Annotated in this window: 16 protein-coding genes; 5 read left to right on the top strand and 11 right to left on the bottom strand. The window is 73.8% G+C overall.

All coding sequences use genetic code 11. The annotated features are described in order from the left end of the window. Positions 1-103 precede the first annotated feature (103 nt). A complete protein-coding gene (locus ACWEPF_RS28655; RefSeq protein WP_452174813.1) occupies positions 104-352 on the bottom strand; it encodes a hypothetical protein in 249 nt (82 codons plus the stop codon). Between the two features lie 144 nt (positions 353-496). Beyond that, on the bottom strand, positions 497-1,258 hold the full coding sequence (locus tag ACWEPF_RS28650) for a class I SAM-dependent methyltransferase (RefSeq protein ID WP_452174814.1): 762 nt from the start codon (positions 1,256-1,258) through the stop codon (positions 497-499). Positions 1,259-1,462: 204 nt separating this feature from the next. Here ACWEPF_RS28650 and ACWEPF_RS28645 point away from each other — a divergent pair, with 204 nt between their 5' ends. The 3 genes from ACWEPF_RS28645 to ACWEPF_RS28635 all read left to right on the top strand — a co-directional run bounded on the left by ACWEPF_RS28645 (position 1,463) and on the right by ACWEPF_RS28635 (position 6,108). Next, positions 1,463-2,923 carry an SDR family NAD(P)-dependent oxidoreductase gene (locus tag ACWEPF_RS28645; protein ID WP_449795120.1) on the top strand — a complete coding sequence of 487 codons (1,461 nt, stop codon included), beginning with the start codon at positions 1,463-1,465 and terminating at the stop codon, positions 2,921-2,923. Between the two features lie 27 nt (positions 2,924-2,950). Next, on the top strand, positions 2,951-3,403 hold the full coding sequence (locus tag ACWEPF_RS28640) for a nucleotide triphosphate diphosphatase NUDT15 (RefSeq protein WP_345281840.1): 453 nt from the start codon (positions 2,951-2,953) through the stop codon (positions 3,401-3,403). Positions 3,404-3,663: 260 nt separating this feature from the next. Then, the gene (locus ACWEPF_RS28635; protein ID WP_452174812.1) at positions 3,664-6,108 is read left to right on the top strand and encodes a glycoside hydrolase family 9 protein; all 2,445 of its coding nucleotides are present in this window, start codon (positions 3,664-3,666) and stop codon (positions 6,106-6,108) included. A 55-nt stretch (positions 6,109-6,163) separates the two neighbouring features. On the opposite strand, the gene ACWEPF_RS28630 is transcribed toward ACWEPF_RS28635, so the two are convergent. From ACWEPF_RS28630 to ACWEPF_RS28600, 7 genes are all read right to left on the bottom strand, one after another. Next, a complete protein-coding gene (locus ACWEPF_RS28630) occupies positions 6,164-6,583 on the bottom strand; it encodes a hypothetical protein (RefSeq protein WP_452174811.1) in 420 nt (139 codons plus the stop codon). 162 nt (positions 6,584-6,745) lie between these two features. Beyond that, the gene (locus ACWEPF_RS28625) at positions 6,746-7,432 is read right to left on the bottom strand and encodes a DUF6230 family protein (protein WP_452174810.1); all 687 of its coding nucleotides are present in this window, start codon (positions 7,430-7,432) and stop codon (positions 6,746-6,748) included. Further along, complete coding sequence (locus ACWEPF_RS28620; protein ID WP_452174809.1) at positions 7,429-8,073, bottom strand: hypothetical protein; 645 nt, start codon at positions 8,071-8,073, stop codon at positions 7,429-7,431. Before ACWEPF_RS28620 ends, ACWEPF_RS28625 begins: the two co-directional genes overlap by 4 nt. Further along, entirely contained in the window at positions 8,070-8,588 is a 519-nt protein-coding gene (locus tag ACWEPF_RS28615; protein WP_452174808.1) for a DUF6114 domain-containing protein, read from the bottom strand. Before ACWEPF_RS28615 ends, ACWEPF_RS28620 begins: the two co-directional genes overlap by 4 nt. After that, on the bottom strand, positions 8,582-9,340 hold the full coding sequence (locus tag ACWEPF_RS28610) for a DUF6230 family protein (protein WP_452174807.1): 759 nt from the start codon (positions 9,338-9,340) through the stop codon (positions 8,582-8,584). Before ACWEPF_RS28610 ends, ACWEPF_RS28615 begins: the two co-directional genes overlap by 7 nt. Positions 9,341-9,344: 4 nt before the next feature. Next, positions 9,345-9,866 carry a DUF6114 domain-containing protein gene (locus ACWEPF_RS28605; protein ID WP_452174806.1) on the bottom strand — a complete coding sequence of 174 codons (522 nt, stop codon included), beginning with the start codon at positions 9,864-9,866 and terminating at the stop codon, positions 9,345-9,347. Positions 9,867-9,984: 118 nt separating this feature from the next. After that, complete coding sequence (locus ACWEPF_RS28600) at positions 9,985-10,689, bottom strand: DUF6230 family protein (protein ID WP_452174805.1); 705 nt, start codon at positions 10,687-10,689, stop codon at positions 9,985-9,987. A gap of 217 nt (positions 10,690-10,906) precedes the next feature. Between ACWEPF_RS28600 and ACWEPF_RS28595 the strand changes: the two genes are divergently transcribed. Further along, positions 10,907-11,491, top strand: coding sequence for a TetR family transcriptional regulator (locus tag ACWEPF_RS28595; RefSeq protein WP_345281828.1), 585 nt, complete (start codon positions 10,907-10,909; stop codon positions 11,489-11,491). A 15-nt stretch (positions 11,492-11,506) separates the two neighbouring features. Here the strand turns inward: ACWEPF_RS28595 and lepB are convergent, their stop codons facing one another. Together lepB and ACWEPF_RS28585 are read right to left on the bottom strand one after the other, a co-directional pair. Beyond that, positions 11,507-12,178: a signal peptidase I gene (gene lepB, locus ACWEPF_RS28590; protein WP_452174804.1), complete on the bottom strand. Its 672-nt coding sequence runs from the start codon at positions 12,176-12,178 to the stop codon at positions 11,507-11,509. 160 nt (positions 12,179-12,338) lie between these two features. Then, positions 12,339-12,986, bottom strand: coding sequence for a TetR/AcrR family transcriptional regulator (locus tag ACWEPF_RS28585; RefSeq protein ID WP_452174803.1), 648 nt, complete (start codon positions 12,984-12,986; stop codon positions 12,339-12,341). Between the two features lie 94 nt (positions 12,987-13,080). Between ACWEPF_RS28585 and ACWEPF_RS28580 the strand changes: the two genes are divergently transcribed. Further along, positions 13,081-13,863 (top strand): M24 family metallopeptidase, encoded by a 783-nt coding sequence (locus ACWEPF_RS28580; RefSeq protein WP_452174802.1) that lies wholly within the window; start codon positions 13,081-13,083, stop codon positions 13,861-13,863. Positions 13,864-13,982 lie beyond the last annotated feature (119 nt).

The raw sequence follows: 13,982 nt of genomic DNA, 5'->3' as shown, positions 1-13,982 counted from the left end.
GGCGCCGAGGAGGGAGTCCATGCGGAGCATCGGCGACTGACGAGAAGCCGGCGAGGTGCGTGCCCCGGCGGCGCGGACCCGGCCCCATCAAGGAGACCGCCCCCTAGGCCCCGAGCTCGACGCCCTCGCCCGGCTGCCCGAGCGCGCGCTCGACCGCCTTGAGCAGCCGGCCGGTCGGCGCGCAGCCGAGCACCGTGACCCGCTTCCGGCGCCGGGCGGGGTCGACGAAGAGGCCGTCGGCCCCGGCGCAGCGCGCCCACACGGTGGGCTCGCCGTCCCACTCCTCGCTTACCAGCAGGTACCTGAGCGGCAGCGCCCGCCCCCAGCCCCACTGCCGGTGCTCCGCGCCCACGACCTCCACCGTGCCCCCGTTCCGTCGTACCCGGCGTGGTCCGACCGGCCCCCGCACCCGCCGAGTCTCCCACCCGGGCGGCCCGGCTCCGCCGCCCGAGGGTCGGCCGGGGAGCGGGACGGCCACCGGGGAGTTGACCGGCCGTCAGAGGACGGCCGCCACCAGGGAGTCGTCGACGGAGCGCCAGGGGATGCCGGCCTCGCGGAAGCCGGCGGCGACGAGCGACGCGGTGTGCCAGGCGGCCGGGTGGACCTCGCCGTCCCTGTGGTCGCGGTAGAGCTCGGAGCGGGCCGCGACGTGCTCGGCCAGCAGCGGATCGGCGCCGGCGGCGGCCCACCACTCCTTCCAGTCGAGCACGCCCTCCGCCTTCTCCCGGGCCTGGCGGCCCTCCTGGAAGGCGGCGTCGGCCGCGCGCAGCAGCGGGATGTCCTCCTCCGGGGTGTGGTCGGCGTTGAGGAAGATCCCGCCGGGGCGGAGCACCTTCGCCAGGTCGCCGTAGAGCCGGAGCAGGTCGTCCGTGGCGAGCCAGTGCAGGGCGGTGGCGGTGACGACCGCGTCGTACGGGCCGGCGGGCAGGTGCGAGGCCCAGTCGGGGTCGCGCAGGTCGGCGGTGACCAGGGTCAGCCGGGGCTCGTCGGCGAAGTGGCCGCGGGCGATGGCGAGCAGGGCGGGGTCGAGGTCGACGCCCACGGAGGTGGCCTGCGGGAGGCGGGCGAGCAGGCGCTCGCTGATGCTGCCGGTGCCGCAGGCCAGGTCGAGCACGCGCGGAGCCGGCCCGGCCACGGCCTCGACGAGGTCGAGCATCACCCGGAAGCGCTCCTCGCGGTCGGGGAGGTACCACTCCTGCTGACGGTCCCAGCTGCGCTGCCAGTCGTTCCAGGTGTTCATGTCCGCTCCCTCGGTAATGACTACATCCCGCTGCTGTCTGTTACATCTCACCCTAGGGCGGAGCGGTAATGGACGCAAGGCCAATCAGACACTTACACCCGATCGGAGGTTTGGCCCTCCGCCCGCCACTCCGTAAAGTTCACGGGGTATCCAGGTAGGGCAGCGAAGGAAGCAGTGCGGGCAATGACGGGCGACACCACCCAGGGCATCGGCCCGGACACCATGCAGGACGAGGACGAGACCGACTTCGGCCCCGGCATCGACCCCGAGCGCCTCTCGCTCTGCCTCGAGATCCTGGCCGAGCTGGACGAGATCCACGTGGACCACCCGGACGCGATCACCGTCCGCCAGGCCGTCGGCGGCATCTTCCGCACGCTCAAGCAGCGCCGCCGCCAGGAGACCCGGGCCCGCAAGACCGCCAACGACCGCGCCGTGACCGCCGCCACCGCGACCGGCGCGCCGACCCGGATCGACGACGAGACGGCCGGGGCGTTCGGCCTCACCACGACCACCACCACCGAGATCGCCGGGATACTCGAGCGCCCGCGCTCCTGCTACATCTGCAAGCAGCGCTACGTCGAGGTGGACGCGTTCTACCACCAGCTCTGCCAGTCGTGCGCCAAGGACAGCCACTCCCGCCGCGACGCCCGCACCGACCTGACGGGCCGTCGGGCACTGCTCACCGGCGGGCGGGCCAAGATCGGGATGTACATCGCGCTGCGCCTGCTCCGGGACGGCGCGCACACCACCATCACCACCCGCTTCCCCAACGACGCGATCCGCCGCTTCAAGGCGATGCCGGACAGCGACGAGTGGATCCACCGCCTGAAGATCGTCGGGATCGACCTGCGCGACCCCGGCCAGGTCGTCGCGCTGGCCGAGGAGGTCGCGGCCGAGGGCCCGCTGGACATCCTGATCAACAACGCCGCCCAGACCGTGCGCCGCTCGCCCGCCGCCTACCGCGAGCTGGTGCTGGCGGAGAACGCCCCGCTGCCCGCCGGCGAGCTCCCCGCCGCCACCGTGATCGGCACCTTCGGCAGCGGCAGCGTGGACCGCCCGGCGCTGCCGGGCCAGACCCGCGAGCTGATCAGCGCCGAGGACGTCACCGCGCTGGCCCTGGTCTCCGGCTCCGCCACGCCGGACCGGATCGCCGCCGGGACCGCGATCGACGCGGGCGGCCTGGTGCCGGACCTGCACGACACCAACAGCTGGGTGCAGACCGTCAGCGAGGTCGACCCGATCGAGCTGCTGGAGGTCCAACTCTGCAACTCCACCGCGCCGTTCATCCTGGTCAGCAAGCTTCGCCCGGCGATGGCCGCCTCCACGGCCCGCCGCAAGTACGTGGTCAACGTCTCCGCGATGGAGGGCCAGTTCAGCCGCGGCTACAAGGGCGCCGGCCACCCGCACACCAACATGGCCAAGGCCGCGCTCAACATGCTCACCCGGACCAGCGCCAAGGAGATGCTGGAGACCGACGGCATCCTGATGACCGCGGTGGACACCGGCTGGATCACCGACGAGCGCCCGCACCCCGACAAGATGCGCCTGGCCGAGGAGGGCTTCCACGCCCCGCTCGACCTGGTGGACGGCGCCGCCCGGGTCTACGACCCGATCGTCCGCGGCGAGGCCGGTGAGGACCTCTACGGCTGCTTCCTCAAGGACTACGAGCCGTCCCCGTGGTAAACCGCCTCCGCTGACCGGGAGTTCAGCTTGAGTCACCGCCCGATGCTGGGTGCCGGCGTGATCGTGCCGGGCCCGGACGGCACCGTCCTGATCGGCCGCCGCACCACCGCCGGCGAGCCGCCGACCTGGAGCCTGCCCGGCGGCAAGGTGGACCCGGGCGAGTCCTTCGAGCAGACGGCCGCCCGGGAGCTCGCCGAGGAGACCGGCATCGTGCTGCCCGCCGAGGAGATGCGGGTGCTGGCGCTGCTGCTCGACCACGACCTGGGTCGCCCCCGGCTGACCGCCGCCGTCCTGGCGCCGCCGAGCGACGCGCCCGCCCTGGTGCTGGAGCCCCACTCCTGCGCGGGCTGGGAGCGGGTGCCGGTCGGTGAGCTGCCGGAGCCCATGTTCCTGCCCTCCGCGATGGTGCTCGGCCGCTGGCTGGCGGACTACCGGGCGCCGGACGCCGGGTTCGTCTATCCGGTACTGCCCGTCGGCTGACCTGCCGTCAGACGGCCCCGTCCGATGCCGGTTTGCCCTACCCGGCGCCGGATTGCCGCGCGCCCCATGCTCGCCCCATGCGGGCCCCGTGCTCGCCCCATGCGCGCGACTTGACGCCAGACAGGGTGACTTGATGGCGGGGCCGGGAATCCGACCACATCCGTGAGAGGCTCTTGACCGGCGAGCGGAGGACTGGCTTCATATCCCTTGGGAGCGCTCCCACGCTCCGTCCCCCACCCAGGCAGAAGGGCCCCACCCCCATGTCGCCCGTCACGTCCCGACTCCACCTGCGCGCTGCCGCCGCCCTGGTGACCGGCCTCGCGCTGCTCGCCCCCGGCACCGCGACGCTCGCGGCACACGCCGCCGAACCCGCCGCCTCCGTCCGCGTCAACCAGCTCGGCTACCTGCCGGACGGCCCCAAGCGCGCCACCGTGGTCAGCGCCGCCACCACCCCGCTCCCCTGGCAGCTGCGCGACTCGGCCGGCCGGACCGTGGCCTCCGGCACCACCACCGTGCGCGGCGCCGACCGCGCCTCCGGCGAGTCGCTCCACACCGCCGACTTCTCCTCCTACTCCGGCACGGGCACCGGCTACACCCTGGTGGTGGACGGGCAGGCCGGCCACCCCTTCGACCTCTCCCCCGCCCTCTACGACGGCCTGCGCTCGGACAGCCTCGCCTTCTTCCACCACCAGCGCAGCGGCATCGCCATCGACGCCTCCGTGGTCGGCTCCGCGTACGCCCGCCCGGCCGGGCACCTCGGGGTGGCACCGAACAAGGGCGACACCTCGGTGCCCTGCCAGTCCGGGGTCTGCGACTACCGGCAGGACGTGCGCGGCGGCTGGTACGACGCCGGCGACCAGGGCAAGTACGTGGTCAACGGCGGCATCGCCACCTGGCAGCTGGTCAACTCCTTCGAGCGGGCGCGCCGTTCGGGCACCGAGGCCGCCCTCGGCGACTCCACGCTGAAGGTCCCCGAGCGGGGCAACGGCGTGCCGGACGTGCTCGACGAGGCCCGCTGGGAGCTCGACTTCCTGCTCCGGATGCAGGTCCCGGAGGGCAGGCCGCAGGCCGGCATGGCCTTCCACAAGGTGCACGACGCGCAGTGGACCGCCCTGCCGACCAGGCCCGAACTCGACTCCGAGCAGCGCGAGTTGCACCGCCCGTCGACCGCCGCCACGCTCAACCTGGCCGCCACCGCCGCCCAGGCCGCCCGGGTCTACGCCCCCTACGACGCCGCCTTCGCGGCCCGCGCGCTGACCGCGGCCAAGCGGGCCTGGTCGGCCGCCCAGGCCAACCCGGCGGTCTACGCCCCGGCCACCGACTCCACCGGCGGCGGGGCGTACGACGACGCCTCGCTCTCGGACGAGTTCTACTGGGCCGCCGCCGAGCTCCTCGCCACCACCGGGGAGTCCCAGTACCGCGACGCGGTGGTCAACTCCCCGGTCCAGGCGGCCCCGGCCACCCCGTTCTGGTGGGGCGACACCGGGACGCTGGGCCGGATCACCCTGGCCACGGTGCCGGGGGTTGCGCTGCCCGCCGCCGAACTGGCCAAGGTGCGCGCCTCGTTGACCACCGTCGCGGACGCGCAGCTGACCACCCAGAACGGCCAGGGCTACGCGGTGCCGCTCGCACCCGACGGCTACGTCTGGGGCTCCAACAGCGCGGTGGCGGGCAACGGCGCCCTGATGGCCGTGGCCTACGAGCTGACCGGCCAACAGCGCTACCGCGCAGGCGCGTTGGAATCGCTGGACTACCTGCTGGGCCGCAATGCGCTCGACCTCTCCTACGTCACCGGCTACGGCGAGCGCGCGGTGGAGAACCAGCACCACCGCTTCTGGGCCCACCAGTACGACGCCTCGCTGCCGCACCCGCCGGCCGGCTCCTTCGCGGGCGGCCCGAACGCCGGGCTCCAGGACCCGGTGGCGCAGGCCAAGTTGGCCGGGTGCGCGCCCGCCAAGTGCTACGTCGACGACATCGGCTCGTACTCCACCAACGAGGTGGCGATCAACTGGAACGCCGCGCTGGCCTGGCTGGTCTCCTTCGCCGCCGACCGGCCGACCGGCACGCCCACCACCCCGAAGGTGCTGGCCTCCCCGACCGTCACCGTCCCCGAGGGCGGTTCGGCCACGGTCGGCGTCCGGCTCTCGGCCGCCCCCGCCCAGAACGTCACCGTGACCGCGACCCGTACCTCGGGCGACCAGGACCTCGGCGCCTCGGGCTCGCTGCTCTTCACGGCCGCCAACTGGTCCACCGCGCAGAACCTGACCCTGACCGCCGCCCCCGACGCCGACACCGCCAACGGCTCCGCCGTCTTCACCCTCGCCGGCCCGGGCGTGGAGGCCGCCACCCTCACCGCCACCGAGGCGGACAGCACCACCCAGCCGCCCGCCGCCTCCTGCGCCGTCACCTACAAGGTGGCCGGCGACTGGGGCACCGGCTTCACCGCCGACGTCACCCTGAAGAACACCGGCACCACCGCGCTCAACGGCTGGACCCTCACCTGGTCCTTCCCCGGCGCCCAGCGCCTCACCAACGCCTGGAACGCCGCCGCGACGCAGTCCGGCACCACCGTCGCCGCCAAGGACCTCGGCTGGAACTCCACCGTGGCCCCGGGAGGTTCGGTCTCCTTCGGCTTCCAGGCGACCAACACCGGCACCAACCAGCCCCCGGCCCAGTTCCGCCTCAACGGCTCCCTCTGCGGCTGACCCACCGACGGACGGGGCCCCCGACCCGTGGTGGGTCGGGGGCCCCGTCCGTCGGTCAGTGCCCCTCGACGACCGCGAAGACGCCGCTGCCCCAGTACACGGTCGCCTCCTCGGCACCGCTCGGCCAGTCGCTGTGCAGATGGCGGCGGTCGGCTCCCAGCGCCCCCACCTGGTGCGGGGTCAACCGCCCCGCCACCAGGTCCTCCGCCTCGGCGTCCGTGATCGGCAGCACCGTGCGGTACTGCGCGTCCCGCGAGCCGGCCCAGTCGACGAACTCGGTGAACACGCTCACGAAGGCCTGCGAGCACAGGGCGCACCGCTTGACGGAGACGATGAAGTGCGAGTCGTCCTGGATATAGCTCTCGAGCCGGACCCCGTCACGGTCGCGGTGGTGCGCCTGCGCCACCGCAGCGTCCTCGGCGAAGCACGCCGCGCACCCGAAACCCGCACGGTCACTGCCGTCCTGCGAACTCATGGATCCCCACCCCTCAGCCGTTCTTGATCGACCATCACCCTAACAATCCACGGTGACGCCCGGCCGCCGAACCGACGATCAAGCGCCGCCCGACCCGCGGGTTCCGTGCCGAGGCGAGGCCGACGGTCACCGCGTCGGGGCGCTCGTCGAGCCCGCGGCCGCTCAGCGCGTGCCCGGCGTGCCCGTCGGGGCGGCGGGGGCCGGGCAGGTGACGGCGCCGGGGCGGACGGTGATGCGCAGGCCCGGAGTGGAGAGCAGCCCGGGGAGCTGGAGGTCGTGGACGGTGGCGGTGACGCGGTCGAACTTGGCGTAGCCGGCCTGGATGCCGAAGCGGTGCTCGGGGCTGCCGAGGGGGTTGGGGACCGGCGGGCTGCCGTCCGGGGCCATCACGGTGTCCGGGCCGTTGATGTTGAGGTCGACCAGGCCGTCCATGTCGAGTTCGCCGGTCGCGCTGCGCAGGTCGAGCACGGTGTTCTCGGTGACGATCTCCCAGGTGGCCGGGTCGTTGTCGCCGAGCGAGAACATCAAGGTGTAGGTGGCGCCCATGATCTGCTGCTGCTGGGCGAGGCAGAGTCCGTTGATCACGCCCTTGGCGAAGCCCATCCGCAGCGGGTGGACGGTCGTGGTGGTGCCGTCCGCCCGGACCGAGGTCTGGTCGACCACGGCCGCCGCGTACCGGGTGCCGTAGAGGCTGCTGGTGGTCAGCTGGACGGTGCCGGACTGGATCTGGAGCCCGCCCGCCAGCGCGCCGTTCGCCATCGCGCCGCCGAGCGAGCCCGCCGCCACCAGGGCGGGGAGCGCGATCAGCGCGCTGCGGCGCCAGTGGGTGCGCCCCGTCTCGCCGTTCACGGGCCGGTCACCGAGATCGTGCCGGGCAGGTGGACCGGGTTGTTGGTGTTGCTGAGGTCGGAGTGGTCGTCGATGGTCCGGATCCCGTAGACGTCGGCGTCGAAGTTGGTGGCCCCGGCGGTGAGTTGGATGAAGGAGCCGAAGAAGTTCAGCAGGCCCTGGATGCCGCAGATCGGGATCAGCAGGATCGGGACGCAGATCTGCCTGATGTCGCCCCACATCACGGTGGTCTCCGGCTGGCCGGCCCTGTCGATGCCACCGAGCGAGCCGGTGTCGGGCACCGAGATGGAGATCGCGGTGCCGTCGGGTGCGGTGTGGCGGACCTGCATGTTGTCGCGGATCTGCAGCTTGGTGAAGGTGTACTGGGTGGTGACCCGGGTGGTGCCGTCGGAGAGCCGGATGGTGACGTTGTTCTTCACCGTCAGGCCGACCGCGACCATGCTGTCGATGGTGACGCGCATGGGCGTGGGCGTGGGGAGGAACGGCATTCCGAGCGGCTGCGGCTCACCGGGCAGCACGGCGGCGGGCGCGGCGAGCCGCGGCGGCCCGGCGGCATCCGCCGACCGGTCGGGGACGAGGGCCGTCCCGACCAGGGCCGCGAAGGCGGCGGTGACGGCCGCGGCCCGCCGCGTGCGGATCACGGCGCGCCCCCGCCGACCGCGGCACCGACTCCGGTGGCCCCGGCGGCTCCTGATCCTCCGACTTCCCGGCTCTCACCGGATGTTCCGGCTCCTCCCCGGTCGGGTCCGGCGGCAGGTGCCCGGCCGCGCCGCGGCCCCCAGCCCGCCGTCATCGCCCCGCCGAGCACCCCCAGCACCATCCCGAGCAGGAAGCCGCCCAGGTTGGACACCACCAGCGACACCACCGCCAGCACGGTGCCTATCAGCCCGAAGGTGACCCGCTGGCGCGGCGCGGCGATCGGGATCAGCCCGCAGAGCATCATCCCGCCGCCGACCAGGTACCCGGCCACCGCGTTGAAGCCGACCGCGGTGACCAGTTGGATCGCGCCGAGCGAGAACTTCAGCACCGTCCAGCCACCGGCGACCAGCCAGAGCCCGCCCCAGAACGGTCTGGTCCGGCGGAAGGCGGTGAACCAGCGCCAGCCGGCCCCGGCGGCGGAGCGGGTCCTGGCGGCGGCGCGCGTCCCGGTCAGCACGTGTTCGCCGATCCGGCGACGACCCGGATGTTGAGGGCGGGGAGGGTGAGCGAACCGGCGATCTCGGCGGTGTACGCGTTGGCGTTCAGCCCGGCCAGGTTGACGGTCGAGCCGTTCGGTCCGGACCCGGCCGAGCCCAGGCCGAAGCCGCCCGCCTGGGCTCCCGTCAGCGGCTGTCCGGCGACCATCACCTGGTCGGCGGACATGCCGAGCACCGCGTTCTGCAGCGTGGTGTTGCCCGAGGCGGTGAGCGTCGGCGCCTCGATGTAGAGGTTCGAGGCGTTGATGTCGGTGGTGACGGTGGCCGGCGGGGTCGCGGCCACCGGCTGACCGGCCGTCAGGAGCAGCGAGTACGGCACGCCGGCGATCGACTGGTGGACGATCCCGCACAGCCCGGCCAGCCCGGCGCTGGCGAAGCCGACCCGGGCCATCGCGGTGCTGGTGGAGGTGGAGCCGTTGGCGTTCTCGATGGTCGGGGTGTTGAGGATCGCGCCGAAGCCGGTGCCGGAGACGCCGTTGGAGGTGAGGGTGAACGGGGTGTTGGTGACGTTGAAGCCCGCCGCGAGCGCGCCGTGGGCCAGGGCCGCGCCGAGCGCGCCGACGGTCAGGGTGGCCGGCAGCAGGACGGCGGCGGAGCGGGCCCAGCGGGTGCCGTGCGCGGTGCCGTCGGCGGCCTCGCTGCGCATCGTCCGGTTCCAGTCGACCGCCGACTCGCGGAGGCGCCGCGGGAGTTGACGCAGGTTCACGGTCATCGTCTCAGGCCTCCGCTGTCTCGGGCGCCGACGGGACGAGCCCCTTGCCGGTGCGGCGGCGGAGGAGTCCGGGCCGACGGGCGGGCTTCTCCGGGAGCCAGCCGACCGCCATCGAGCCGCCCAGCACGGAGAGGAACATGCCGACGAAGAACCCGCCCAGGTTGCTCAGCGGGAACGAGGCGACGCCGACGATCACGGCCACCACTCCGGCGGTGTGCCGCTGGCCCGGGAGCAGCAGCATCAGCCCGGCCAGTGCCATCAGGATGGCGCCGCCCGCCATGCCGGTGATGCCGCCGACGCCGACGTGCAGGATCTGGCCGATCGGGGCGAGCGGCAGGTAGAGGATCACGAAGCCGCCGAGTGCGGTCCACACCGCGGCCCAGAACGGACGGGTGCGGCGCCAGCGGCGGAGCGCGAGCCGTGCGCGGGTGGGCGCGGCGGGCCGGGTCTGCCCGGGCGGGGCTTCCGGGGCCGACGAGCCGGAGACATCGGCCGGGTGGTCGGGGGCGGCGGGGGTGGTTGCCATCGGGGTCCTCGCTGGGGTCTTCGGAGGTCGGGCGTCGAAGGTTCGGGGGTGGGTGGAGCGCCGTCCGTGCACGGCGCTCCACCCCGGGTGCGGGCGGTACCGGCGGACCGAGGGTCCGTCAGCAGTCGCCGCCGCCCGCGCCCTTCCCGGCGGTGTCCCCGTTGGCCAGGTTGATCGCCAGGTTCGGCAGGGTGATGGCGCCGCCGATGGTGGCGCCGTTGGCGTTGGCCTTGAGGCCGAGGATGTCGGTCTGGCCGCCGGTGGCGTCCAGGCCGAACTGGCCCGCGGTGCCGTCGGTGATGCCGGTGCCCTTGATGTTGGCGCTGTCGGCCGCCGCGCCGATCTGGTTGGGGGTGGCGGCGGTGGCGTTCAGGGTCGCGGTGGCGCCCTTCACCGACTGGGCGTCCAGGATCAGGTTGTTCGCCTGGATGCCCTGCCCGGCGGCGAGTTGGGCGGTGGTGAGGGGGGTGGCCGCGGCCGGTGAGGAGATGTTCATCGACCAGGTGCCGATCGTGCCGACGACCGGCAGGTTGACCGACTGGACGGCGTGGATGCAGATGCCGTCCAGACCCGCCTTGGGCAGACCGACCTCGGCCGCGGCGGTGGGGCTGCCCGCGGTCACGGTGGTCATGACCGCGCCGAGGCCCTTGGAGGCCGCGACGGTGTTCGAGGACAGGGTGAACGGAACGCTGGTGAGCGAGAGGTTCGCGGCGAGCACGCCCTGGGCCATCGCCAGCGTCATCGCGGCGATGGCGGCCGTGGCGGGCACCGCGATCAGCGCGGATCTGCGCCAGCGCGTGACACCTCTGGATTCTTCCTGCATGGGGTCTCCATCCGTCGTCCCGCGCCGCTGAGGGTGTGCGCGGGTACCTGAGGCGCGGCCGGCTCCGGGAGCGCCCATCCCGACACCCCCGGAGCGCTTTACATATTTCGGCTGCGTGTCCAGAAAGTAAGCAGGAGGTGAGTAGGTGTCAATAGCGTTGGCACGGACCGGTACAGGTGTCTGCTCAGCTGACCTGCGGCGTGGCTATAGTCGGCGGATGGCATGGATCAGGGAGACCGTCAGGTCACTGCTGCGGGACCGGCTGCTCGACACCGCCCGGGACCTGGTCGCCGCCGACGGCTTCGACCGGCTGCGGATGACCCAGGTCGCCGCCGTCGCGGGGGTCAGCCGGCAGACCGTCTACAACGAGTTCGGCTCCAAGGACGCGCTCGGCGAAGCGCTCTTCAACCGCGAGCTCGAACTCTGCCTCGGCGGCATCGAGCAGCAGCTCGACGAGCACCCCGAGGACCCGCGGGCCGCGGCCGAGGCCGCCGCCCTCTTCACCCTCCGGCTCGCCGGGCGCAACCCGCTGGTCAAGGCCATGCTCACCGCCACCCGGGACGGCGAGGACGGCCTGCTCTCCTACCTCACCACCCGCGCCGAGTCGGCCTTCACCACCGCCACGGCCATGCTCGACGGTTACGCCGCCGCGGCCTGGCCCGCGATCGACCCCGACTCGCGCGAGCTCGCCGTCGACACGGCCGTGCGCCTGACCGCCAGTCACATCGTCCAGGGCGCGGACGACCCCGGCGCCTCCGCCCGCCGGATCGCCGAGGTGTTCGTCCGGGTCGCCCGCGCCTGAGGCGGGCGCCGCACGTCAGTCGGTCGGCGCCGGGACCTCGGTGAGGGTCGGCGCGGCGTCGAGCCCGCCGAACGCGGCCGGGGGCCAGACCCGCAGGCCGACCCGGCCCGAGACGGTGGCGAGGTCGCCCCAGCCGAAGGCGCGCGAGTCCTCCGAGCCGTCCGGGTTGTCCCCGAGGAAGAACAGCCGCCCCGGCGGCACCGTCTGCGCGGCCGGCCCCGCCGTCCGGGTGCCGTCCGGGGTACAGCAGCTGACGGTCCGGTGCGCCTGCGCCGTCCAGGCGGGGAGGCCGACCCGGAACCACGGGCCGCTGCCGCCCGGCTGCACCAGCACCGCGAACGGGTCCTGCGGCGTCGAGGAGATCTCCACCCGGTCACCGGGCAGTCCGATCACCCGCTTGACGATCACTTCGTCCCGGCCGGGCCGCTTCAGCAGCACCACGTCCAGCCGGTGCACGTCCGTCCCGTCGCTGCCGGGCACGGTCAGCAGCCGCTGACCGTCGGCCAGCGTCGGCCGCATGCTGGACCCGTCCACCCGCACCGCGAGCGCGGCGACCGCCACCGCCGCCAGGACCCAGGCGACGAGCAGTCCCACCAGCACGCCGGACAGCACCCGGGCGAGGAGGCGACGCGGCGGCGCGGACTCGGCGTCCACGGCAACGCCCGTGGCGGGCTGGGCAGTCGACATCGGGCGCTCCTGAGGGGAGAGGGCCAGTGGACGGTGCGGATGCGCATGCGGATGCGAGCACGGACGTGGATGCCGGGCACGGCTCGCCGATCACCGCTCGCCGGTGTGGGACGGTAGCCGGGCCACCGGCCGTTCGGGAAGACCCGGGACCGCCCCGGATTCAGGGCCGGCGGTCGAGGGCCGCCCGGATCTCCCGCCAGCGGTGCGGGTCGTCGACGGCCACCGCGACCAGCTGGTAGGCGCTGCGCTCGCACAGATCGGCGAGCTCGGCGGCGGTCAGCTCGGTCCCGTCCAGCCAGCCGACCAGCAGCTCCTCCATGTACGCGAGCCAGCCGTGCACGGTGGCGGTGACGGCGGGAGTCCGGGGCGTCCCGGCGCCGACCAGAGCGGTCAGGATCCACTCCGCGAACCGGGCCCGGAGGTCGCGGTGCAGCGTGGCCATGGCGCCCGTGCCGCCGCGCTCCACCTGCCGGACCACCGCCAGGTAGAGCGTGGGGTGGCGACCGACGAAGGCGATGAACGTCTCGATCCCGCCGCGCAGTTGCTCCGCCCCGCTGAGCGTCGGGTCCGGCGCGACCTGCCCGAGCAGCTCCTCCGCCACCAGCTGCACCACCGCGGACCGGAACCCGCGCTGGGAGCCGAAGTAGTGGAACAGCAGCCCGGGCGAGACCCCCGCCGAACGGGCCGCCGACTCGACGGAGAGCGTCTCCAGCCCGCTGGAGTGCACCAACTCCCGGGCGGAGTCCAGGATCTGGCGGCGGCGCTGGTCCGCCGAGAGCCGCCGTCCAGCGCGGGGTGGGGGAAGCATCTGCGCATCCTATTGACTTCACCGCACTCATGGCTACTTTTGAGTACTACTCAACAAGCTCCGTCCGGCCGACCCGCGAGGCGAGGTACCCGCCATGCCCAGCAGCCCCCTCCGGTCGCCCGGCACCGCCCCGGCCCGCACCCGGGGCCCGGCGCTGCCCTACGAGGAGTCGGACCTCGACCGCTACCGCGACCTGCAGCAACTCGCCTACCGGGTGGCCGAACGGGCCGCGGGGCAACTGCGTTCGGGGATGCGGGAGTCCGAGGCGGCCGAGTGGCTGCGGCAGTCCCTGCGGGCGGCCGGCCTCGGCGGCTTCGTCCGGCGGCCGGCGGCCCGGTTCGGACGGCGGACGGCCACCGGACTGACGGGCGCCGGACTGGCCGGCGCCGGACTGGCGCGCACCGGAGGCCGGTTCCTCTCCCTGCTGCGCGAGCCGGAGCGCCTCCGGGACGGCACGCCCTACCTCCTCGACGCGGTCGTCACCGCGCAGGGCTGCACCATCGGCATCGCGCTCGCCGGGCACCTCGGCGGCAACCCCGTCTGGGACGCCCTCCGGGCCGACCTGCCCGCCTACCGCGACCTCGTCCTCCACGAAGTCCGGTGCGGCAGCCCGCTGTTCCGCATCCGCCGGGCCGTCGACGTCCTCGCCGCCCGGCACGGCTACGCCGCCGTCGACCGGTCGCTGCCCGGCGGCGTCGTCGTGCACCCGGCGCGGCCCCTCCCGGACGGCCAGCGGCTGCCGCCCGGCCTGTGGTCGATCGCCCCCCGGGTCGCCTTCCGCGGTGTCGGCGTCGCCTTCGAGGAGCTGCTGCTGGTCACCGAGGACGCCGCCTGCTGGCTCGACGACGACCTCCCACACGCGCGTCCCACGGCCTGACGGGGCACCAACTGCCGTGCACGGCGGGCCGTTCGCGGGGTTACCCGGACGAAACGGCGCGGGCACCACGGCTTCACACGGCGTCCCTAGCCTCACCGGTCATCTGCCTCCGACTCCCA

The organism is Kitasatospora sp. NPDC004289, assembly GCF_053602875.1.
The sequence above is the reverse complement of the archived record's forward strand: the minus strand, read 5'-3'. Positions and strand labels throughout refer to the sequence as shown.

Coding starts and splice junctions, on each gene's coding strand:
- ACWEPF_RS28645 (WP_449795120.1), top strand. CDS start 1,463: ATGCAGGACGAGGACGAGACCGACTTCGGCCCCGGCATCGACCCCGAG.
- ACWEPF_RS28635 (WP_452174812.1), top strand. CDS start 3,664: ATGTCGCCCGTCACGTCCCGACTCCACCTGCGCGCTGCCGCCGCCCTG.
- ACWEPF_RS28630 (WP_452174811.1), bottom strand. CDS start 6,583: ATGAGTTCGCAGGACGGCAGTGACCGTGCGGGTTTCGGGTGCGCGGCG.
- ACWEPF_RS28610 (WP_452174807.1), bottom strand. CDS start 9,340: ATGACCGTGAACCTGCGTCAACTCCCGCGGCGCCTCCGCGAGTCGGCG.
- ACWEPF_RS28605 (WP_452174806.1), bottom strand. CDS start 9,866: ATGGCAACCACCCCCGCCGCCCCCGACCACCCGGCCGATGTCTCCGGC.
- ACWEPF_RS28600 (WP_452174805.1), bottom strand. CDS start 10,689: ATGCAGGAAGAATCCAGAGGTGTCACGCGCTGGCGCAGATCCGCGCTG.
- ACWEPF_RS28595 (WP_345281828.1), top strand. CDS start 10,907: ATGGCATGGATCAGGGAGACCGTCAGGTCACTGCTGCGGGACCGGCTG.
- lepB (WP_452174804.1), bottom strand. CDS start 12,178: ATGTCGACTGCCCAGCCCGCCACGGGCGTTGCCGTGGACGCCGAGTCC.
- ACWEPF_RS28585 (WP_452174803.1), bottom strand. CDS start 12,986: ATGCTTCCCCCACCCCGCGCTGGACGGCGGCTCTCGGCGGACCAGCGC.
- ACWEPF_RS28580 (WP_452174802.1), top strand. CDS start 13,081: ATGCCCAGCAGCCCCCTCCGGTCGCCCGGCACCGCCCCGGCCCGCACC.